General features: G+C 41.7%; 20 protein-coding genes. 1 reads left to right on the top strand and 19 read right to left on the bottom strand.

What is annotated here, in order from left to right; all coding sequences use genetic code 11:
* Positions 1–35 precede the first annotated feature (35 nt).
* From ACQ4XT_RS15005 to prsW, 12 genes are all read right to left on the bottom strand, one after another.
* Positions 36–221, bottom strand: a complete 186-nt coding sequence (locus ACQ4XT_RS15005; RefSeq protein WP_206945209.1) for a capping complex subunit for YIEGIA — start codon at positions 219–221, stop codon at positions 36–38.
* A complete protein-coding gene (locus tag ACQ4XT_RS15000; protein WP_446854383.1) occupies positions 218–1,102 on the bottom strand; it encodes a YIEGIA family protein in 885 nt (294 codons plus the stop codon). The genes ACQ4XT_RS15005 and ACQ4XT_RS15000 overlap by 4 nt, the downstream gene beginning before the upstream one ends.
* Positions 1,099–1,692: a YphA family membrane protein gene (locus ACQ4XT_RS14995; RefSeq protein ID WP_446854382.1), complete on the bottom strand. Its 594-nt coding sequence runs from the start codon at positions 1,690–1,692 to the stop codon at positions 1,099–1,101. Before ACQ4XT_RS14995 ends, ACQ4XT_RS15000 begins: the two co-directional genes overlap by 4 nt.
* A 738-nt stretch (positions 1,693–2,430) precedes the next feature.
* Positions 2,431–3,543: an IS110 family RNA-guided transposase gene (locus tag ACQ4XT_RS14990; protein ID WP_446854381.1), complete on the bottom strand. Its 1,113-nt coding sequence runs from the start codon at positions 3,541–3,543 to the stop codon at positions 2,431–2,433.
* A gap of 267 nt (positions 3,544–3,810) precedes the next feature.
* A complete protein-coding gene (fni, locus tag ACQ4XT_RS14985; RefSeq protein WP_446854380.1) occupies positions 3,811–4,833 on the bottom strand; it encodes a type 2 isopentenyl-diphosphate Delta-isomerase in 1,023 nt (340 codons plus the stop codon).
* Positions 4,834–4,878: 45 nt separating this feature from the next.
* Positions 4,879–6,021: a 30S ribosomal protein S1 gene (gene rpsA, locus ACQ4XT_RS14980; protein WP_446854379.1), complete on the bottom strand. Its 1,143-nt coding sequence runs from the start codon at positions 6,019–6,021 to the stop codon at positions 4,879–4,881.
* A gap of 103 nt (positions 6,022–6,124) precedes the next feature.
* Positions 6,125–6,706, bottom strand: a complete 582-nt coding sequence (locus ACQ4XT_RS14975; RefSeq protein WP_446854378.1) for a lysophospholipid acyltransferase family protein — start codon at positions 6,704–6,706, stop codon at positions 6,125–6,127.
* A complete protein-coding gene (gene cmk, locus ACQ4XT_RS14970) occupies positions 6,703–7,389 on the bottom strand; it encodes a (d)CMP kinase (RefSeq protein WP_446854377.1) in 687 nt (228 codons plus the stop codon). Before cmk ends, ACQ4XT_RS14975 begins: the two co-directional genes overlap by 4 nt.
* A 122-nt stretch (positions 7,390–7,511) precedes the next feature.
* Complete coding sequence (locus ACQ4XT_RS14965) at positions 7,512–8,174, bottom strand: flagellar brake protein (RefSeq protein ID WP_446854376.1); 663 nt, start codon at positions 8,172–8,174, stop codon at positions 7,512–7,514.
* 108 nt (positions 8,175–8,282) lie between these two features.
* Positions 8,283–9,623 (bottom strand): germination protein YpeB, encoded by a 1,341-nt coding sequence (gene ypeB / locus ACQ4XT_RS14960; protein ID WP_446854375.1) that lies wholly within the window; start codon positions 9,621–9,623, stop codon positions 8,283–8,285.
* Positions 9,624–9,634: 11 nt separating this feature from the next.
* Positions 9,635–10,489 carry a spore cortex-lytic enzyme gene (gene sleB, locus ACQ4XT_RS14955; RefSeq protein WP_446854374.1) on the bottom strand — a complete coding sequence of 285 codons (855 nt, stop codon included), beginning with the start codon at positions 10,487–10,489 and terminating at the stop codon, positions 9,635–9,637.
* Positions 10,490–10,733: 244 nt separating this feature from the next.
* Positions 10,734–11,393, bottom strand: coding sequence for a glutamic-type intramembrane protease PrsW (gene prsW, locus ACQ4XT_RS14950; RefSeq protein WP_446854373.1), 660 nt, complete (start codon positions 11,391–11,393; stop codon positions 10,734–10,736).
* A 91-nt stretch (positions 11,394–11,484) separates the two neighbouring features.
* On the opposite strand from prsW, the gene ACQ4XT_RS14945 reads away from it, so the two are divergent.
* The gene (locus tag ACQ4XT_RS14945) at positions 11,485–12,453 is read left to right on the top strand and encodes an asparaginase (protein WP_446854372.1); all 969 of its coding nucleotides are present in this window, start codon (positions 11,485–11,487) and stop codon (positions 12,451–12,453) included.
* Positions 12,454–12,516: 63 nt separating this feature from the next.
* Here ACQ4XT_RS14945 and ACQ4XT_RS14940 read toward each other — a convergent pair whose 3' ends face one another.
* From ACQ4XT_RS14940 to ACQ4XT_RS14910, 7 genes are all read right to left on the bottom strand, one after another.
* Positions 12,517–13,491 carry a YpdA family putative bacillithiol disulfide reductase gene (locus ACQ4XT_RS14940; RefSeq protein ID WP_446854371.1) on the bottom strand — a complete coding sequence of 325 codons (975 nt, stop codon included), beginning with the start codon at positions 13,489–13,491 and terminating at the stop codon, positions 12,517–12,519.
* Positions 13,492–13,730: 239 nt separating this feature from the next.
* Positions 13,731–15,011, bottom strand: coding sequence for a Glu/Leu/Phe/Val family dehydrogenase (locus tag ACQ4XT_RS14935; protein ID WP_446854370.1), 1,281 nt, complete (start codon positions 15,009–15,011; stop codon positions 13,731–13,733).
* A gap of 153 nt (positions 15,012–15,164) precedes the next feature.
* Positions 15,165–16,085 carry a D-alanine--D-alanine ligase gene (locus tag ACQ4XT_RS14930; RefSeq protein WP_446854369.1) on the bottom strand — a complete coding sequence of 307 codons (921 nt, stop codon included), beginning with the start codon at positions 16,083–16,085 and terminating at the stop codon, positions 15,165–15,167.
* A gap of 351 nt (positions 16,086–16,436) precedes the next feature.
* On the bottom strand, positions 16,437–17,003 hold the full coding sequence (locus tag ACQ4XT_RS14925) for a genetic competence negative regulator (protein ID WP_264187799.1): 567 nt from the start codon (positions 17,001–17,003) through the stop codon (positions 16,437–16,439).
* Positions 17,004–17,345: 342 nt separating this feature from the next.
* Complete coding sequence (locus ACQ4XT_RS14920; protein ID WP_446854368.1) at positions 17,346–18,245, bottom strand: MerR family transcriptional regulator; 900 nt, start codon at positions 18,243–18,245, stop codon at positions 17,346–17,348.
* A 96-nt stretch (positions 18,246–18,341) separates the two neighbouring features.
* Entirely contained in the window at positions 18,342–19,109 is a 768-nt protein-coding gene (locus ACQ4XT_RS14915) for a metallophosphoesterase (RefSeq protein WP_446854367.1), read from the bottom strand.
* 388 nt (positions 19,110–19,497) lie between these two features.
* Positions 19,498–20,136, bottom strand: a complete 639-nt coding sequence (locus ACQ4XT_RS14910) for a CBS domain-containing protein (RefSeq protein ID WP_446854366.1) — start codon at positions 20,134–20,136, stop codon at positions 19,498–19,500.
* Positions 20,137–20,182: the final 46 nt, after the last annotated feature.

Genomic DNA, 20,182 nt, shown 5'->3' with positions numbered 1-20,182 from the left:
TCTTAGCAAACTTTAGAAAAAGAAACAATTCTTTCTCAATGCTTGACGATAATATAGAGTTGATCACTTAATGCATGAGCAATTCCATCTAAAATGGCTTCTAGGTTTGCCGCAACAGCTTCCATCTCTTCCTTCGTGTCGCATTTAAACACAGCTGCACTGCCATGGACCCGATCATCCTCCGTAGTCACAGCTGCCAAAATGGCCTTCTCCATTTTCATGAATGATTCCTCCTACCTTTTCTCGAAGGCATTTGTATTGCATTTTCAAGGACGGGTACGTGTTCAATAATTTCTTTCGCTCGTTTTGAATCTTTCTCTTGAGGAAGAATGAACACTCCAATCCTTCCATCATTCAAATCTCTTTTAATTAGTGGCACAAGAGCGGGAGTGCCTGAATCCCTGAAAACCCCTAATGTTACAGATACATCATGCAAAATGGCCTGTCTCTGCCCTAGATTGGCAATGGTAGACCGCACGCTGAATTCTTTAGGGGTCAAAACGAAGCCCATTCCATATTTCATGATCTCTTCCTGCCGCTCAGGTAAACCAATGTTCATGATATAAATGTTATCGACATATAACCCGGCGCCGTCGAAGGAAATGGGTTTCTCCTCTACCGTCACGATATCCGAGAGCTTCGAACCGCTCATTAACATTCCTGATAGAAAAAAGCATACGACTGCAGCTGCTAAAGCCACCCAAATATTAAGTGCTAAATAGCAAAGAGTGACCACAAAAGAAGTGAAAATGACGAGGTAATTCCTACTCTCAAAAGCGACGGCTATACCTTCAATATACGTATTGCCTCGCGGGACAAGTTCATATGAGTCCATTTCCGTCAATGTATTCCGCTCCATATTACGTACTTCCCGAAATTGAGAAGCAGCTAACGTCAAGAAGGTCACGGCGGTGAATTCTTTTTCCATAATGGAAGGAATGGCGATCGTTCCAAGCGCCGCGGCAATAAATCCTAAAGATAAGTGGATGATTTTCCCGTGAAGATAAGTCGGATACTGTCTGTAATCCGTCCGCAGCATAAAGACGCGAAGAGCTGTCCCGACAAGGATTCCTAGTATTATTGGATAGGTGTATTCATTCACACAAAAGCAGCTCCTTTTGATATGGATTTTCTTTTTTTACGTATAGATCTCTTCAGCTGACCTACACCATGAAATAGGAGCAGCACAAACACCCCTTTTATCGAGAGAGAAAGCATGACATGAGTGTCAATCAGCCCTTCGTTTTGGTAAAGGGAGAAGATAAGGAATGAAAAAAAGGTCCCCCCGGCATTTGTCAACATCCACAGCCCCATCTGACCGCCTACATCCTTAATAAACACACGGAGAAGACCTACGATCAGTAGGAGAAACAAAGAAATTCCGGGGAAATTCACCCACACAGGATGGACAATGAGAAACATCCAAACAGCTGCGTACCCAATACTGAAAATAAACGGCCAGAAATAATCAAACCACGCCCTTCTGATCGTTATAAAAAGATAAGTGCCGAAGAATATAAGGATAAAAACGTGAAAGTAAACCTGCCCTTTTTGACTCCAAGAAAGCATGTCGTATGTACACATAAGAACACCCAAAACCAGTAATAAATCGCGTTTCAATTTCCGCCGTTGAATGAAAAAGATGGCTATGACCGTTAGCGACCAAGCAAACCAATAAAACGTTACCTCCAAGACCCACACCTCCCAAGCTTCATCATTTATTATGTGTGGTTCAGGAAAGCTTTAAACATTTTCTATAAAGAAATGGTCTGTTAACCCAGTGGTTGTGATTATTAGTTATTTAAGAATGGCAGAATTGTGGAAGACTCAGTTTCGAGATGTTTCCTGGGTTCGTTGCTATGTTGGGCGTCAGGGTTGGTCGGGAAGCTACTCGCTTTCCTGCGGGGATGACGGCAAGCCTCCTGATATGAACGAAACTGTCAAGATACCCCTACTACATTTATCGTTGGATTAAAATAAGACGCTTTAAAGAAGAGAAGCTGTTTTTAGCTTCTTTATCAATGGTGGATTTTTGTCTTGATAAGACACAGTGGGTCCTTCTTTAGCTTACTGATTCCTTCTCATCCCTTGGAGTGGCTGTCAAGTGCTTTCCTTGACTGTCACTCCAAGGGATGAGACTCTATTTTCAAGCTTAAGAAGATACTTTCCTCCTTTTCGTTAGACGATGAGGGCACGGCACGAAGGCAAAAACTCAGCTGCGGTTAGCATTCTGATATTCGTGGGTTTTCACATTTTATCTTTCCGTATAAAGGACGTTTCCACTAACTCGGAACGTGCGTTAATCTGAGTAGATATAGCACAAAGGAGGCACGTGGGTTTTCCTTTCCGGTGTTCTTCTTTGCCTTCGAGCCCTAATCTCATAAATCTATGGGTAAGAGACTTACGTTTCATCTTTTTATATCTCAGTGCTTAATGGCAGATTTCTTCATCTAATTCTTGAGTCACAGCCCAAATAAATCCTGCCAATTCTCTGGCTACGGCGGTGATTGTTTTCCCCTGTTCTTTTCCTCTAGATAATAAACGAAAGTATTTATTGTGAAGTCTGTGTTGGGCTTTCCAAGAGATCGACAGAATATTGGCCGGCTGTCCTTTTTGTCGTTTTTTCAAATCTCCTTTTACAGCCGGTTGGTGTCGGTAACTCCAAGAAGACTCAATCAATAAACGCCTCACATGACGATTTCCTGTTTTCGTGATACTTCCTTGTTTACGACTTTCCCCACTCGACGATTCGCTCGGAATCAACCCTACATACCCCATGAAATGTTTAGCGGTTGAAAAGCGTTTAAAGGAACCAATCTCAGCGACAAGACTTACAGCCGTAATCTGAGCTATTCCCCTTAAGGATTGGAGAGCTTGAATCGTAGTTGCATGAATGCCTTCCGCCGCTTGGATATGAATTTCTTCTTCAAAGCGTTTAATACGCTGTTCAATTTCTTGAAGATGGTGGTAATATTCTTGAAAGACGCAACGTAATAAAGAATTTTCAAGCTTAAGCGCATTTAGCCATTCCCGATATTTCTTTGTCCATGCGTTTACTCCGCTAGGTGGTTGAATGGAATGGCGAAGTAAGAACTTGGTCAAACGGTGTTTAGCCCTTAACTCGTCTTCTTTCGCATCTTCGCGAGCTCTCACAAGATCACGAAGAGCTTCGTCTTCGTGGGTAGGAACATAAATCGAAGTTAACTCACCAGCTCGGTATAATTGAGCGAGGCGGATGGAATCTCGTCGATCGGTTTTAATACGTTCCCCTGGCCTTTGAGGTATTAGAGACGGAGCAATAACCTCACAATGAAGTCCTAAGGCAAGAAATTGCCTGTACAATGGGTATCCAGTAGGTCCAGCCTCATAGCAGAAACGCAAGGTGGAGGGATCTCCAAGTTTTTTCACTAAGTTTCTTATTCCTACTGGGGTGTGAGGAATAACTCCAAAATACCTCGGATTCTCTCTACCTTCCTCCGCAATAGCAACAGCAATTTTTTCTTTTGATACGTCTAAACCTACATATTTAATGGTATCCTTCATAGTAACTAGCTCCTTCCGTAATGTAGCTCTGATTTAGGTAGTGTTTTTAACAGTAAACAGTCTACCCAACTCAACCTACGATTTTACGAGTAAGGGGCTAGTTTCGTTCATGATAACTCGTGTGGGGCCCCGCGGAAAGCGAGACATTCCCCGCAGCCCCCATCCACTCAACAAAAATCTCGAAACTGAGTTTTCAAGTAAAGGGAGCTTATGTTAAATAAGCTTAAGAAAATCCACAAAAAAACCTATGACAGATTTGTCATAGGCTTAATTCATTCTTTGGTCATACCATTGTTTCGTATAACCGAACATAACGTGTGCTTTTCCATTCAATTCTTTAGGTTGGAGAGCATTTTGAAGCATCATAGCTATTTTGAATTCATGTAGAACATGGTGGATTTCTTCAATTAACGCTTCTCTACCCTCATTCACTAGTACCTTTAGCAGGGATCCGGCCATACCGAAACCTTTTGCTCCAAGCACCATAGCCTTTGCTCCGTCAAGGCCATTACGAATCCCTCCTGATGCGAAGACATGCAAATCATCGCGAATCGATGCTTCAAGTACAGATACAGGAGTGGGGATGCCCCAGTTGTTGAACGAAGTATACGCGCGCTCACGTCTCATATTCTCCACTTTAGAGAAATTCGTCCCCCCTCTTCCACCAACGTCAAGGTGACGAACTCCCATTTGATAGAGTGTATCAGCGGTTTCTTTAGACATTCCATAGCCCACTTCTTTTACAATTACCGGAACATTGATGTAATCAATGATGTCTTGAATCCTATGCATCCGCTGTGAGAAATCACGATCCCCTTCAGGCATAATCATCTCCTGAAGAGTGTTGATATGAATTTGGAGGGCATCGGCATGGAGCATACGAACCGCTTCTTTTGCCTGGTCTAAAGTAGCCTCACTTCCCACATTAGCAAAGATGATTCCCTCAGGGTTCGTCTCTCGAACAATTTCATATGTTTTGCGTTCTTCTGCATTTTTCAAAGCTGACATTTGAGAACCGACAGCCATCCCGATTCCCGTCTCTTTTGCTGCTAGAGCCAAGTTACGGTTGATCACCATGGTCTCTTCTCCGCCCCCGCCAGTCATCGCATTAACAAAAAGAGGGGAACTTAAATAAAGTTCCCCTACTTGTATATTCATTTGAATTTTCTCAAAATTGAGACGGGCAAGACTTTGATGAACAATTTCGATATCATCAAAATGATTATGAATCTCCCGCTCGTGACTGATGGCGTGGCGGATATGGTCAATCTTTCTTTTAGATCTGCTCATATCCATCCCTACTTTTTAGCTCAACAAATTCGGTTGTTTAGGAGCTTATTTTTTGTATTTATCCAGTTTGTCGCCAATCATGTCACTTAATGAGAATCCTGAATTGTCCTCTTCTTTCTCATACTGTTGGATTTCAGCACGAGTTTCATCACGCTCCAACTCTTTCATGCTTAATGAAAGACGTTTAGCATTCTCATCTACATCCAGAACTTTCACTTCAACCGTTTGTCCTTCTTCTAACACTTCATCAGGTGTACCGATATGGCGGTTGGAAATTTGAGAAATGTGGACAAGGCCTTCAACTCCTGGGAACACTTCGACGAAAGCACCGAAGCTTACGAGACGACGAACAGTTCCTTCAAGAGTTTCACCAGGGTTCACTTTAGAAGTGATATCATGCCATGGTCCTGGCTGTGTAGCTTTCAATGAAAGAGAAATTCTTTCATTGTCACGGTCGACAGAAAGCACTTTGACTTTAACTTCCTGGCCCTCTTCGACAACATCAGATGCTTTTTCGACATGCTGATGGGATAACTGGGAGATATGTACAAGTCCGTCAATACCTCCGAGATTTACAAAAGCACCAAAGTCTGTCAAGCGTTGTACTGTGCCCTCGATGACTTGTCCTTCTTCTAGAGATTGTAGCACTTCATGCTTCTTCGCTGATTCTTCTTGTTCAACGACTGCACGGTGGGAAAGGATTACACGATTTTGCTCACGATCCAATTCCACGACTTTCAAGGAAAGAGTCTTTCCTTTGTAGTCTTCAAAATCTTCAACGTAATACGTTTCGACCAAGGAAGCTGGAATGAATCCACGCAGCCCAATATCTACAACAAGGCCGCCTTTAACAACATCCTTGACTTCAGCTTCAAAGATTTCTCCGCTTTCGAACTTAGCTTCTAGATCTTCCCATGCCTGATCTGCATCAACGGCACGCTTAGAAAGTACAATTTCATCATCTTCCACTTTCTTCACTTGTAGAGTGAGCTCATCTCCCTCACTCACCGCGTCTGAAGCTTTTTCTACATGAAGGCTGGATAATTCACTGATAGGTACAATACCTTCGACTTTATATCCAACATCTACGAGGACCTGTTTTTCTTCAATCTTCACGACTTTACCAGTCACGATGTCCCCTGCAGAGAATTCTTTCATTCCAGATACTTCTTGATTCATTTCATCCATACCAAGCTACCTCCTTCAAATTCCGACACAACCTAATAATACAGAAATGCCCTTTTGTCTAACTTCTAATATTTAGAGCATTTTGTCAAGTGATTACGCCTCATCATTGATGAATTTTATGCAATTGTCTGATTTCTTCCATGATCCGATCTGTCACAACCTGGGCAGAAGCCTTCTGTTCTCGATATTCCGTCATATCAATCGGTTCTCCATATACCACTTTCAATGTCCTGAATTTCTTGTATGGACCGATGATTGCGCAAGGGACAATCGCAGCTTCAGACCTCAATGCAAAGAAGCCAGCTCCAGCAAGACCTTTGCCGATTTCCCCGCTTTTCTGTCTTGTTCCTTCAGGAAATAGTCCGAGTGCATGACCTTCTTTTAGAATATCCAGACCTTTTCTCAAGGCGTTCCTATCCCTCATGCCACGTTTGATCGGAAAAGCATGGACTTTTTTCAATATACCCCCAATTACTGGGTTTTTAAACAACTCTTCCTTCGCAAGGAAGTAAATATTCCGACTGCTTGTGATGCCTACAACCGGCGGGTCAATGTTGGAGATGTGGTTGGAACAAATAATGACTGGACCTTCTGCAGGTATGTTCTTTTTCCCGACAGTTTTTATTCTGTACATCGGATATAAGATAATGCTGCACAAGGCTTTTCCTAATTTATATAGATTCATCCCTGCTCCCCTTTCTCCCCGTTCTTTTTCACGATATTTAGTATCTTTTCGACTACTTGGTCAATATCCATGGACGTTGTATCGATTTCGATCGCATCTTCTGCTTTAACTAGAGGGGCAATTTCTCGATTGGAGTCGATTTCATCACGTTTTCGGATCTCTTCCTTCAATTGCTTCAAATCAGAAGGAAAGCCTTTTTCAAGATTTTCTTTATGACGTCTCTCTGCTCTTTCTTCCACAGAGGCAATCATAAAGATCTTCACTTCCGCGTCTGGAAGCACATGGGTTCCAATATCGCGGCCATCCATGACCACACCCTTGTCTTTGACGAGTTCCTGTTGTCTTTGCACCATTTCTTCACGCACATCTTTGTGTTTAGCAACGATCGACACTTGATTGGTAACCTCTGCTGTTCTGATTTCTTCGGAAACATCGCGGTGATCGAGGATGACCCTTTGTCCCGCTTCACTTTGAATAAGGTTTAAATCAGATTGACTTAGAAGAAGAGCCAGACCAGCCTCATCTTCAAGCGAGACGCCATTCTTCAATGCCTTCCATGTCAATGCCCGATACATTGCACCTGTATCCACATAAATAAATGATAGCTTTTCTGCGACTTTTTTTGCTACAGTACTTTTTCCGGCTGCCGCTGGGCCGTCAATGGCAATTGTCATTGTGTTCATACGATCCGTATCCTCCATCTGTCTTATCAAAGAGAAAACGCACTGGCACAGCGCGTTTTCTCTAAAATTTTTGCTTAATGATCACAGTCAAGAATAACATAATTCTACTATGAAAATCCATTTTATTTGAATGCTCTCATCCGTGACTGCATTTGCTGGTCAAAACAATATTTAATAATCCATTGCCTATCCTTTTCAGGAATATCTAAAAATTCAATAGAAACTCTTTCAGGCTGGGAATTTTTCGCTAAAATCACCCGGGTCACCTTACCCTTTGCACACACGTAATGGGTTTCCCCTGTGTTCATAGGAAGGACAAGAGTCAAATCGATCTTTTCCTCTTCCACTAACTTTTCAGAGGGCAATTGTTTTAACATCAAGCCTCCGCCACTAATATCATTCGTAATCGTAGGAAAAGAACAAGCGCCCCTCCCTACAGCTACGTCCACAGAAGCGTCGACACGGACATATTTGCGCCTTTGGACCCTGTTCAATTCTTCCATACCAGGAAAAAATAAACCGATGACTGGGATATTTCTTTTCTCCCTTGATATGACTTCTGTCTTAAACCAATAAACAGATTCGTCCTGACCGACAAAACTTGCTTGGAATTGTGTACCATCCAGAAAAAAACCTGTCCTTCCGGTCTTATTATGTACAGGATAATCAATGTAAATTTTACCATCTTCAAAGTCCACCAATTTACACTTGTATTGATCAACTTCCTCGACTTCTGATTTTCTTAACTCTAACGTCAGAGGTGTCCCAACCTTCAAATTCTGCATCATGCTCCCCCTCAATAAACATGGTTATATTATCTCATGCCTCTTCAGAAAAAGGAAGATGTTAGGTCTAAAGACACAGAAAAAGAACCCTGGTTAAAGGGTTCTTTTTTAGACTTCCTGGTTGAATTTCATTTCCGCTTTCTTCAACGTTTCCACTTTTTCTTCTTGTCCATTGGTCGCGTTAATAAAAATCCGATAGGTCGTATTTTCCATCGTAGCAAGAAATTCGTAACAAAGAACTTGTTCGTTGACATCATTTTCAATCACAGAAAGGTGATTCTCCTGGATCTCAACATTCGGGTTAACTTTCGTTCTTGCTTCTTCCAACGAAATTTCAGGTTCATTTAGTTCTCGCTCACTATGGAAATTATAATAATCACGCGCGCTCATTCCCAGCACTTCGCCATTATCAAGCGCTACTTTTACCACAACTGAATCAGGGAAGAACCTGACATCATTTTGAGTGTAGAGAAAACGGAAAACCCCCATGTTGTCATATTGGTTGCTTTCGACAAGCTCCAGATTAGATATTTCCAAGCCTTTCGCATACTCTTTAGCTTTTTCAGATGCTTCATAAAGTGATATTTTCGGCTCTCCCACTTTACGGCTGATCATTATGGTCAAAGGATGTCCTCCTTTTTCCGTTAAATCGATGTAGCCATTCTTATCACCGTTTTGGAAAGAAGCGGTGTACATGGGTACATCGGCGCCTTTTCCAGACTTTGTAACCGTAAGCTTATCAGTGGATACTTTTTCCAGCCATTGACTGGCGATTTTCTTCGCTTGTTTCTCATCAATCTTTTCACCTTTAAGGTGGCGGAAGCTCTTCTCCGGTCCGGAGGTTCCAAGGCTCGTTTTAGTCACAGATTTCTCAAAACCATCCACCGATTTTTCGACGGTCTTGAACCCATTAACGATCGTGTTATCTCCAACTTCATCGTTCGTGGCCAAGGCAAGTTCAACATCCATCCACCTTAGATTATCTTTCATTACGACATTTTGAACTTTTCTTAGTTCTCCTTCTATTTCACCCGACTTTTTGTGAAGCTCCTCAAGCATTTGAATCTCCTCTTCACTAAGGGGTTTCTTTTCCAGATCCCGTACGGCTGTACGATAAGTAAACTCACCGATGTCGTGTAAGAATTCTTCCGTTTTATTAAATGGAAGAAGCGTCAGTGGCAATTGACCTACATCTGAACTTGCATCAGAAGAAATTTTCCATATTTCAGCGAGTTGAGGTGATAGCCGGTTTCGAGAGTTCATGGCTAAACTTGAACCGATTTTGTCATGGAGAAGATCAACATTGTAAGTCAGTTCATGAAATGCTCGTTGATAGCTGTTTTCAGCTTGAATCAGGACAGCATTCTTATCCTGGTTCTCTTTATATCCCCATACACCTGCACCGATCGTTGTTATACTCAGTAATATGATGGCGATCCATTTTCCCATACGCCCACCTCCTATTTACAGAAAATATGTTTGCCGATTTGTTTGATTTGCGGCCTTGACCAGATCCAGTCTGATGTCGCTGTGGCCGGATTGAAGTAGTACAAGGCCTGACCAGAAGGATCCCAGCCGTTAATGGCATCCATGACCGCCTCTTTAGCCTGATCATTAGGCTCAAGCCAAATTTGACCATCAGCTACAGCAGTAAAAGCACGAGGTTCGAAAATGACACCCGATGCATTATTAGGGAATGATGCACTCTTGATCCTGTTCAATATAACAGCTGCTACGGCCACCTGGCCTACATAAGGCTCTCCGCGGGCTTCACCGTAAACAGCGTTCGCCATCAACTGTATGTCATTTTGCGAATAACCACTTGGAACATTGACGGCTGTCGGTTCCTCGGGTTGTTGTTGCTGCTGATTTTGTTGTTGTTGCTGGTTTTGCTGGTTTTGCTGCTCTTGATTTCCTTGTTTGGTTTGCTGAGATTTCGGTGTGCCTCCATAATGCGTAAAATCTTTACCTTTTCTGATTTGTTCTTTTACATAACCCTCATCATAATTGCTTGCTTTATTCAGCTTATTTTTTACTTCCTGTCCTACTAGTCCATCAATTTCCAGACCGAATTCGTACTGAAAATTACGGACAGCCCAGTAGGTTCCCCAACCAAAGACTCCATCAATTTCACCGTTGTAAAAACCTAAATACTGCAGCCTGGATTGAAGTTCAATAACATCATCACCCGTGGCCCCTTGCTGAATGACCTGATTTGAGAAACCTAGGACAGGTTTGACATAGGTCAACTCTGATAAAGGGAAAAGCAACAAGGCTAGCCCCAAAAAAACGACCATCGTCTTCTTCCATACCATCCAATATCCACCCCTGACCCAATAGTTTTGTTATAGGGGTAGTTTTTAACAGAACCAAAAGATTATGCATATTTTCATTTATGGACTCAGCAACTATGAAAGACATGATATTAATCCATGCTTTCTATATAATCAAGACAAAGTTTCGAACTATCCACAAACCTGATTTTTCAATAACAGTTTGAGTCAGAAATGATCTTTCGCAATCTTTTTAAATAAAAAAGAACAGCTCGATGGCTGTTCTTCATGGTTTTAATAATTTTTCATGATGCTGATTCGCTATTTTGATCTTACGAAACCCGATAAGCCACAAAATAATCATAAAAGGGGTAATCCAGTACATCCATGTCATTTCTTTTACAGTAATTATATAGTCATACATGACGTGTAATCCTACAGGAATAGCCAGGCCGAACGCTAGACACCAGTTCGAACGGTTCGTTCTGAACTTAGCTTTTCCCATATAAAACCCCATGATGATACCAAAAAGGGCATGTGATGAAACTGGAAAAACAGCACGTAATATGGCAATTTCAATTCCGTTTTGAAAGATATAGATGATGTTCTCTATCGTTGCAAATCCTAAACTGATGGCCACTCCGTATATGATTCCATCATAATGATGATCAAAATCAGAATGACGATACGCCACGAATAACAAAAAGAACCATTTGAAGAATTCTTCTAGTAATCCAGCGAGGAAAAATGATTTCAAAAATGAGGAATGAAATACGTTCTCAGCTTCAAAAGCATACTGAATGAACATGATAGGAAAAACCATGATTACGCCTATGATGAACATACGGATAATTAGCGGAAGGGGCTCTAATTCGATCCGTTTACTTAAATATATAAATGTCATGATGGCCACGGCAGGAGATATAGCGGCAGTCAAAATGGCCATATTTCTCAACCCTCTCTCTTTCTTTCACCTACGTTTCATCGTATCATGAAGGTATGAGAAAAGGAACATTTAAATGGAAGATGGTGTAAGTATGAAACGTATACTGGTCATCCACACAGGTGGCACAATATCTATGAAGGAAAACAAAGAAACAGGTGAAGTGAACACGTCATCCAAGCATCCTTTGGATGAGATCTCAACGATGCTTAAAGGGAACACGGTCATAGAAGACGAAATTTTATTCTACCTCCCTTCCCCGCATATCCGGCCGGATCACATGCTGAAACTGGGGCGGTCCATCCATGAGAAAATGTCCAGAAAAAATTATGACGGCATTGTGATCACTCATGGGACAGATACACTAGAAGAAACCGCTTATTTCTTGGATTTGTTTTTGCAGACGAGAAAACCCGTAGTCGTCACCGGCGCTATGCGTTCAAGTAATGAAATTGGATCAGATGGTCTGTATAACTTATTAAGCGCAATCAGGGTAGCCAATTGTGACGAGGCGCAGGACAAAGGTGTGCTTGTTGTCATGAATGATGAAATTCATACAGCTAAGAACGTAACGAAAACAAGTACGAGTAATGTAGCGACATTCCAAAGCCCCCAATATGGTCCAATCGGTATTACTACAAAAACGGAAGTCTTCTTCCATCATAAAATGACACGCCGTGATTCTTACCCTATTCAGGATATAGGAAAGCAAGTGGCCCTCATCAAAGCATACGCAGGCATGGATGGGACTTTGATTGACGCCGTCCGGGAAAGCCATGTGGATGGTCTGGTCATCGAGGCCCTAGGACAAGGGAATTTACCACCAGAAACGGTTGATGCTTTGCAGCGTACCCTTGATGATGCGATTCCTATTGTGCTGGTCTCGCGATGCTATCAAGGAATTGTCCAGGATACATACGGTTATCCAGGTGGTGGACGTCAACTGAAGGATATGGGCATTATTTTTGCTAACGGTCTTACTGGACCAAAAGCCCGCATTAAACTGATGGTCGCACTTGAAATGACGACAAATATGACGGAACTGGAACATATGTTCAGCTGAGGAGATGGATGTTTCAATGATACATGCCTAAATAAAAGCCTGGAGTCCATGGACTCCAGGCTTTTATTTATTGATAACGGCTTTTGCTATTTTTCCTCCATGATGACGGCCATTTTCAATGAAGATTTCATTATTGTTATATCCAGCTGCAATTACACCTGCAATATAAATTCCCTGAACATTCGTCTCCATTGTATCCTCATCAAACGAAGGCCTACCTGTATCTTCATCCATTTCTACTCCCATTTTAGTGAGAAAGGCATGATCAGGGCGGTAACCAGTCATAGCAAACACGAAATCATTTTCAATTCGCTTTTCCTCGCCATGACATTCATAGACAACTTCATCTTTGGTGATTTCTTTAACGTTTGCACAAAACTCCATGTCTATAATGCCTTTATTGACCAATGCTTCAAATTGAGGGAGAATCCATGGCTTAATACTTTTTGAATAATCTTCCCCACGGTAAAGGACAGTAATGTGGGCCCCTGATTTTTCTAATTCGAGCGCAGCATCGGCTGCCGAGTTTTTCCCACCGATGATGACGACGTTCTTTTTATAAAACGGATGTCCCTCTTTAAAGTAGTGCATCACTTTCGGGAGGTCTTCCCCTTTAACATTCATATAGTTCGGTTGATCGTAATATCCAGTAGCGATGACGATTTGATTCGCACGGTAACTCTTCTCTTCACCGTCACCTTTTTCTGAGTAGATGACGAACCCGTTGCCGTTTCGTTCCACTTGATTCACTTTTTCATAGGTGTTCACCCGCAGATCTTCTCTTCCAGCAACGGCTCTGTAATAAGCCAGTGCTTCATTGCGGACTGGCTTCTGGCGCTCTGTGATGAAGGGGATGTTCCCTATTTCGAGTTTTTCACTGGAACTGAAAAACGTCTGATGTGTAGGATAGTGATAAATCGAATTGACGATGTTCCCTTTTTCTATAATGAGTGGTTCTATTCCTTCTTTTTGCAATTCGATGGCTGCACTCATTCCGCATGGCCCGCCACCGATGATAATGACTTTTTCTTCTTGCACGACCAACACTCCTCTTTCATTCCCAATAGGTCAATTCTTCCATTCAATCCTATATCGATCTGGTATGGTTTCCATGTTACAACTCCCCAAATGGTGCTCTGTACAATTTACTGGTTAAAATGTACAAAACCGGTGATGTTCATATAATGGGAGAGGTATCCTTTACGGAAATTTACTTTTTCATAAAAAATGAATCTCCTACCATAACCATGATAGGAGATTGCATTATTAGAATCAAGTTAGATCCATCCACGGAATCTCGAAGCTTCCGCCATTTTTCTAACTCCGACCATATAAGCGGCAAGACGCATATCTACACGACGCGTCTCAGCCGTACGGTAAACGTTGTCAAAGCCTTTCACAATGACTTTATGAAGCTTTTCATCCACTTCTTCTTCTGTCCAATAATAACCTTGGTTGTTTTGGACCCACTCAAAGTAAGAAACGGTCACTCCGCCTGATGAAGCTAAAACGTCTGGTACGAGTAAAATTCCACGTTCAGAAAGGATTCTTGTAGCATCCAAGGTCGTCGGGCCATTGGCTGCTTCTACAACGATGGTTGCCTTTATGTTATGCGCATTATCTTCTGTAATTTGATTCTCAATCGCAGCGGGTACGAGAATGTCACAATCAAGCTCCAATAACTGTTCATTTGTAATGGTATTCTTGAATAGATTTGTAACTGTTCCAAAGCTGTCACGGCGATCGAGTAAGTAGTCAATATCAAGTCCATCTGGATCGTGAAGTCCACCGTAGGCGTCTGAAATCCCTATCACTTTCGCTCCACGATCATGCATAAATTTCGCCAGGAAACTCCCTGCATTACCGAAGCCCTGGACCACGACTCTTGCACCTTCTACGTTGATTCCTTTTTTCTTGGCCGCTTCTTCAATACATATGGTCACACCTTTGGCTGTCGCTGTCTCACGGCCATGGGAACCACCAAGAACCAGGGGCTTCCCTGTGATGAATCCAGGATTATTGAATTCGTCAATCCGGCTGTACTCATCCATCATCCAGGCCATGATTTGCGAGTTTGTAAACACGTCTGGGGCAGGAATATCTTTTGTAGGGCCTACAATTTGACTGATGGCACGCACGTATCCACGGCTGACTCCTTCAAGTTCACGGAAGGACATTTCGCGAGGATCACATACGATTCCACCTTTACCTCCTCCATAAGGAAGGTCAACGATTCCCGCTTTCAAACTCATCCAAATCGAGAGCGCTTTTACTTCTTTTTCTGAAACGTTCGGGTGGAAACGGACGCCCCCTTTAGTTGGACCAACCGCATCGTTATGCTGGGCACGATAGCCTGTGAAAATCTTAATCTGATCGTTATCCATACGAACTGGAATTCTTACCGTCATCATTCTTACGGGTTCTTTCATCAACTCATAAACTTCATTTGGATAACCTAATTTATCAAGTGCTTTTTTGACCACCGTCTGAGTGGATTTTAACACATCAAGTTTCTCATTATTTTGGTTTGCAGAATCTGTTGGCTTATCGGCTACCATCCATTTACCTCCTATATCAATCCATTCGATTAGGGCTCGTTCTTCAGTGATTAGTATACACGTTCACTACTAATTAGGAAAGCTGTATGACGCTTTTTCTAATCGTTTTCAAAGAAAAATTGTAAACGTTTACACCGGTGTGTCCTTATTTAATTACGATAGCTCCACGAATTTTTGGATAAGGTCGTCATAGCTTAAGCCGATTGCCTGAGCAGAATCAGGGAAAAGGCTTGTCGGTGTCATTCCTGGCAATGTATTCACTTCTAAGATGACCGGTTCTTCCTTTTCGTTAATAATGAAGTCAACACGTGAATAAACATCACACCCAAGCAATTGGTGAGCCAAGACGGCATCTTGTTGAAGTTGTGCTGTCAATTGGTCACTCACTTTGGCAGGTACGATATGTTCACTGCCTCCTGGTTTATATTTTGAATCAAAATCATAATAATCATTCTTAGGAATGATCTCTATAACAGGAAGGGCCTGTTCTTTCCCTTTGTATCCCATGACAGGTACAGTCACTTCTCTACCTTTGACATAATCTTCGACTAGAATCATAGAGTCAGAATTTGCTGCCATTTCAATTGCCTGACGTATATCCTGGTCTTTCTTGACGATGGTTAAACCTAGGGTAGATCCTTCCTGATTCGGTTTTATGACGAATGGGAGAGTGAACGTTCGCTTGATTTCATCCTCAATCATTGAAAAATGTTGTGGATCGGTAACATCAAACACTTCACTTTTCGCTGTGTGTAAACCATTCAAGGAGAATATCTGCTTGGATTTTGCTTTGTCCATGGCCAGGGCTGAAGCTAAAACACCTGAACCGACATAAGGAATGCCGAGCATATCTAAAAGACCTTGGATCTTACCGTCTTCCCCGAACCGTCCATGCAAACCGATGAAAACGAGGTCCACATCTAAATTGAGGACTTCTTCCATTTTCTCAGGAGAAAAGTCGATCGGCGTAACATCGTGTCCTTTGTTCTCCAATGCTTTAATGATTCCCTTTCCCGTTGAGAGAGAAACTTCTCGTTCCCCTGATGTACCACCATATAAAACCGCAATCTTCATTTGTTACACTCCATTTCATTGACCACTAAATAATTATTAACTTACACCAACTCTTATCTTAACATGTTCCCTTTCAAGCTTCTATTTAAAAATAATGCTCTGGGCCATTTTATAACCCGTTCGAAACCAAACTGTAAACTCCTGAATTATGGAAGACTCCGTTTCGAGATGTTTGATGAGTGGATAGGGGCTTAAGGAAAAGATTCGCTTTCCACAGGGCGCAGGCAAACCAACCTCGAAACATCTTAAATTCGAGTCTTTAATAAGACTGCCGCATGGTGAAATAACCTACCAGCAACTTCGTTAGGTCATAAAAAAAGAACGACTCTTTTGAAGCGTCGCTCTTGCAGTTTATGAGAAATGTTTATAGATGGTTCGACATGCATCTTTGTCCATGATTTGTTTTCCATATTCAATCAAGCGGTGCGATGTTGCTGCTGTAGCAGAAGCAAACTCAGACATTAGCGCAATGACTTGATCTTGATCTAAATGAAAGATATCTTCATCTTCAAGAAGCATATAATAAGATTCATGATAAAAGAAAACACTGCCTCCGGTTACATCAAGCTGATACAGTTGGTGCCCTGCCCGAATGACATGTTCGAAGTCTTCAAAGGAGAACATCATTTCTTTACTTTCATCCAAAGTGACCTTCATTTCAATGTAATCTTCATCGTCTTCTATATCGGCGGGCTCTGTTTTCGTTACGACGACTAACATGCCTTGCGCTTGCAGGAGATATACCTGCACCAACAGGACACCTGAAAGTTCCACACCTAGTTCAATTCCTGCATCATACATCATATCGCTGAAAATGCGATGCACTCTAGGTAAATCACTCCATAGCTCCTCACGAGACAATCCCCGATCCATCAGATCATCAAACGTAAGGAAAATCTTAAATTTTTCATTTGTCATTCTTTCCACTCGCACATGATCGCCCCCCTGTCACGATGTGTTATCTATATCTTATGATGACTGATGCGATTATGGCACCTTTTTTCAAATTATATCTAACGATTTGGGCATGGGCAAACATTTTCCTGCACCCCATCAATGGTTATGTAAATGAACCATCCTCTCAGAAGGTTCTTACTTATACTTCATTGCTTAGTCTTCAACTGGTCAGACGGTAATCTCAGAAAGGCGCAAAAACATACCTGCATCCTTCCTTCCAATGTTAATAATGGAACGGCCCCTTCTAAGAAGGTTCCGTTCCATTAGTAAGCATTTATCCTATTTCATTTGTAGAATCTAACGTTAGGTCGCCTGTAACCAACGTTCCCATGCTTTTTTAGAATTCCCTACGATAAATGGCTGGATGCGTTTTTTATCAAGCTCAGAAAGGCGGTCATAAGCATATCCACCAAGGCCAATCTTCAAGTCAGGGTATTGTTTTTGTAATGATTCTGCCAGCCTTACCGTAATGGGAATATTTTTTTTGAGCGTACAGGACATAAACATGTACGTCGGTTCAATCTCATCAATGACAATATCGATATCTCCACCAGCAATACTTTGACCGAGATATATGACATCATATCCTTTCCGTTTCAGGAACAGAGCAAAGATGAGCAGCCCTAATTCATGCCGTTCATTAGGGCCACATACAAGCAGAGCTTTTGGCAGCATTCCATCTACTGGAATAGACAACAGCATCATGCCGATCCTTGAACGGATAAATTGGCTGGCAAAATGCTCATGCGCACTCGTAATCCGGTTTTCCTCCCATAAATCACCGACTTTAACAAGAATAGGACCAATGATATCAATGGCAACCGTTTCTGGTGTAAATAAACTAAACGCATGATCCAGATGACGCTGAGCATCGTTCTCATTGAATGACAGCAGGCTGTTAAGCAGCTCATCTCCGATTTTGTCCAACTCGTTTTTGTGTTCAGAGTGGTCCGGTTTCGACACCGCTTCTTCGTTACTTTCCAACAAAGATACAGCCTGCGAGATAGTAAATCCTTTATTCACTTTTTCCATCAACCATTTTAAAATTCGAACATGATCATCGGTGTACAGACGATGGCCAGCCTCATTTCTTGATGGGCGAATCATTTTATATCTTCTTTCCCAGGCACGGAGCGTACCCGGCTGAATTCCCAATAACTGTGACACAGCTTTAATATTGTATTTTGCTTTCGTTGTCGCCATAAGTCTGCCTCCACCCGTCCATTTTACTTTATTATATAGGATGTCAAGAATGTGTGTAAAATTTCAATATTCTCTTAATATGTTTAGGAGGTTGATTTAATTTTCAGGGGTTAATTCAATCCAGTGGCATTCTGCTTGTGTTCCCAGACGTAGTGGCAATAAGGATGTTCCATATCCCTCACTTACCAGAAAGGATTGGTTTTCATTGATCTGCCATCCTCCCCGTTCATAAGGTCCGAAGCCTAACAACCGGATTTGTCCTCCATGTGTGTGTCCACTTAAAACCATATCAAACCTTTCTCTGGACCCTTGGTTCATTCGTTTAAATACATAAGGGTCATGTACGCAGAGGATCTGCAGACAGTTTTGATCCTCTAAGTAGGAAGCATTTCGATTAGGTTTCATGAAATAGGGATCTAGAGCACTCAAGACAATGGGTGTGCCGTTTGATAACTCCACATATTCATCCTCATTTGAGAGGGGGGTGACTTCTTCTTTAATCAAGTCATCCAAGAATGATCCATATTTCCACTCATGATCGTTATTACCTGGAACGAAATAAACCGGCGCGCCCCATTGTTTTAATAAGGATAGGTTGTGCATGAAACGTTCGTAAGATGTCCTTTTATCTACAAAATCACCACCGATCACTACAAGATCGACGGAGTTTATTTTTTTAAACGTCGCTTCTTTCAATAATCGATTATGTATGTCACTTATAAATAGTAGTTGTACTCTTTGGTGCGCACCCAAACCCTTACAGGGCAATTGCTTTTCTTGTAAGTGATCGTTCCCTGACAGAAAATACATATACCCCAAAACGATGAGTCCACCTAAAAGGACAACAATCAGCGCCCCTATCATCTGTGCACCCCCTCCTTATAGTAGTAGAAATCTTATATTATCATAAACGCCCAAACTTTATAAAATGGATGCCTATGGAAGCCTTACGCTTCATCGTACAAAGGGAAAAGTCATCAGGATGCTAAAAGTATGGAGCAGAGATTATGGATCTCAACACTTTTGACAGACTACAAGGACTTGGGCAGTTAGGATAGCCTTAGATTATGTTAATAGTTCTGCTTGCAAATATGATCCTTACAGTTCCAATCTAAAAGGACTTCTCTCAATAGAAAAATCTGGCTGCATCATACATGAATAGTAGAAAAAACCGCTCATGATTACACATCATGAGCGGTTTCATTAACTTCTTATGTCATGTTGATAGATGGTGCATTAAAGTATGATTTACTCACACGTTCTTTACGCTCAAAATTCTAAAACCCGTTTTTTCAAGTTTCTTAGTGAATGCTTCAATATTATCGTTTTCTTCAATCTTCAACACGATTCTTCTGGCAAGCTTATCGGTTTCATCGAAAGTAGCAAGTGAAATCACGTTTTCATGATAACTCTTGATAATATCTCCGAGCCTTTCGATCCTGCCTGACGACTCTTCGGAAGTGAAGGCAATCCTTACTCCTTTTTTATTGACCCCAAATGCACTTTCGAACTGTTCAATGACGTCAAACCTTGTTACGAGACCGAGAAACTTATTCGTTTGGTCGACAACAGCCAGCACAGAAAAACCTTTGAACATAGGCAGCGTATGTTCAAATACTTCTTCATCGTGAATATAATAATCTTTATGCATGGCAACATCACCAGCAGTGGTTTCACTAAGAAACGTTTTCCGATCCATTCCTTCTTCTGAATTAAAATAGGCCCGAAAGATGATTTCTTTAGAAACCATTCCTGTGAATTGACCCGATTTCAAAACAGGCATGGCCTCAATATCTTTCTCATCCAGCACTTTCAAAATTTCTGAAAGTGACGTGGATGATTCCGCCGTGAAGGATTTGTGGGCAGGTTTCATAATACCTTTAACAAACATACACTCACCTCTTCTTTTGATTTGCACGGTTATAATTTCGCCATCA

Source organism: Halobacillus sp. 12SKB, from assembly GCF_052941655.1.
The sequence above is the reverse complement of the archived record's forward strand: the minus strand, read 5'-3'. Positions and strand labels throughout refer to the sequence as shown.

Bases quoted from the DNA above. Each gene is read 5' to 3' on its own strand.
- ACQ4XT_RS14930 (WP_446854369.1), bottom strand. From the start codon at position 16,085: ATGAAGATTGCGGTTTTATATGGTGGTACATCAGGGGAACGAGAAGTT.
- cmk (WP_446854377.1), bottom strand. From the start codon at position 7,389: ATGAACACAATGACAATTGCCATTGACGGCCCAGCGGCAGCCGGAAAA.
- ACQ4XT_RS14990 (WP_446854381.1), bottom strand. From the start codon at position 3,543: ATGAAGGATACCATTAAATATGTAGGTTTAGACGTATCAAAAGAAAAA.
- ACQ4XT_RS14925 (WP_264187799.1), bottom strand. From the start codon at position 17,003: ATGACAAATGAAAAATTTAAGATTTTCCTTACGTTTGATGATCTGATG.
- ACQ4XT_RS14910 (WP_446854366.1), bottom strand. From the start codon at position 20,136: ATGTTTGTTAAAGGTATTATGAAACCTGCCCACAAATCCTTCACGGCG.
- ACQ4XT_RS14935 (WP_446854370.1), bottom strand. From the start codon at position 15,011: ATGGTAGCCGATAAGCCAACAGATTCTGCAAACCAAAATAATGAGAAA.
- ACQ4XT_RS14920 (WP_446854368.1), bottom strand. From the start codon at position 18,245: ATGGCGACAACGAAAGCAAAATACAATATTAAAGCTGTGTCACAGTTA.
- ACQ4XT_RS14945 (WP_446854372.1), top strand. From the start codon at position 11,485: ATGAAACGTATACTGGTCATCCACACAGGTGGCACAATATCTATGAAG.
- rpsA (WP_446854379.1), bottom strand. From the start codon at position 6,021: ATGGATGAAATGAATCAAGAAGTATCTGGAATGAAAGAATTCTCTGCA.
- prsW (WP_446854373.1), bottom strand. From the start codon at position 11,393: ATGGCCATTTTGACTGCCGCTATATCTCCTGCCGTGGCCATCATGACA.
- ACQ4XT_RS14915 (WP_446854367.1), bottom strand. From the start codon at position 19,109: ATGATAGGGGCGCTGATTGTTGTCCTTTTAGGTGGACTCATCGTTTTG.
- ACQ4XT_RS15005 (WP_206945209.1), bottom strand. From the start codon at position 221: ATGAAAATGGAGAAGGCCATTTTGGCAGCTGTGACTACGGAGGATGAT.
- fni (WP_446854380.1), bottom strand. From the start codon at position 4,833: ATGAGCAGATCTAAAAGAAAGATTGACCATATCCGCCACGCCATCAGT.
- ACQ4XT_RS14965 (WP_446854376.1), bottom strand. From the start codon at position 8,174: ATGCAGAATTTGAAGGTTGGGACACCTCTGACGTTAGAGTTAAGAAAA.
- ACQ4XT_RS14975 (WP_446854378.1), bottom strand. From the start codon at position 6,706: ATGAATCTATATAAATTAGGAAAAGCCTTGTGCAGCATTATCTTATAT.
- sleB (WP_446854374.1), bottom strand. From the start codon at position 10,489: ATGGTATGGAAGAAGACGATGGTCGTTTTTTTGGGGCTAGCCTTGTTG.
- ypeB (WP_446854375.1), bottom strand. From the start codon at position 9,623: ATGGGAAAATGGATCGCCATCATATTACTGAGTATAACAACGATCGGT.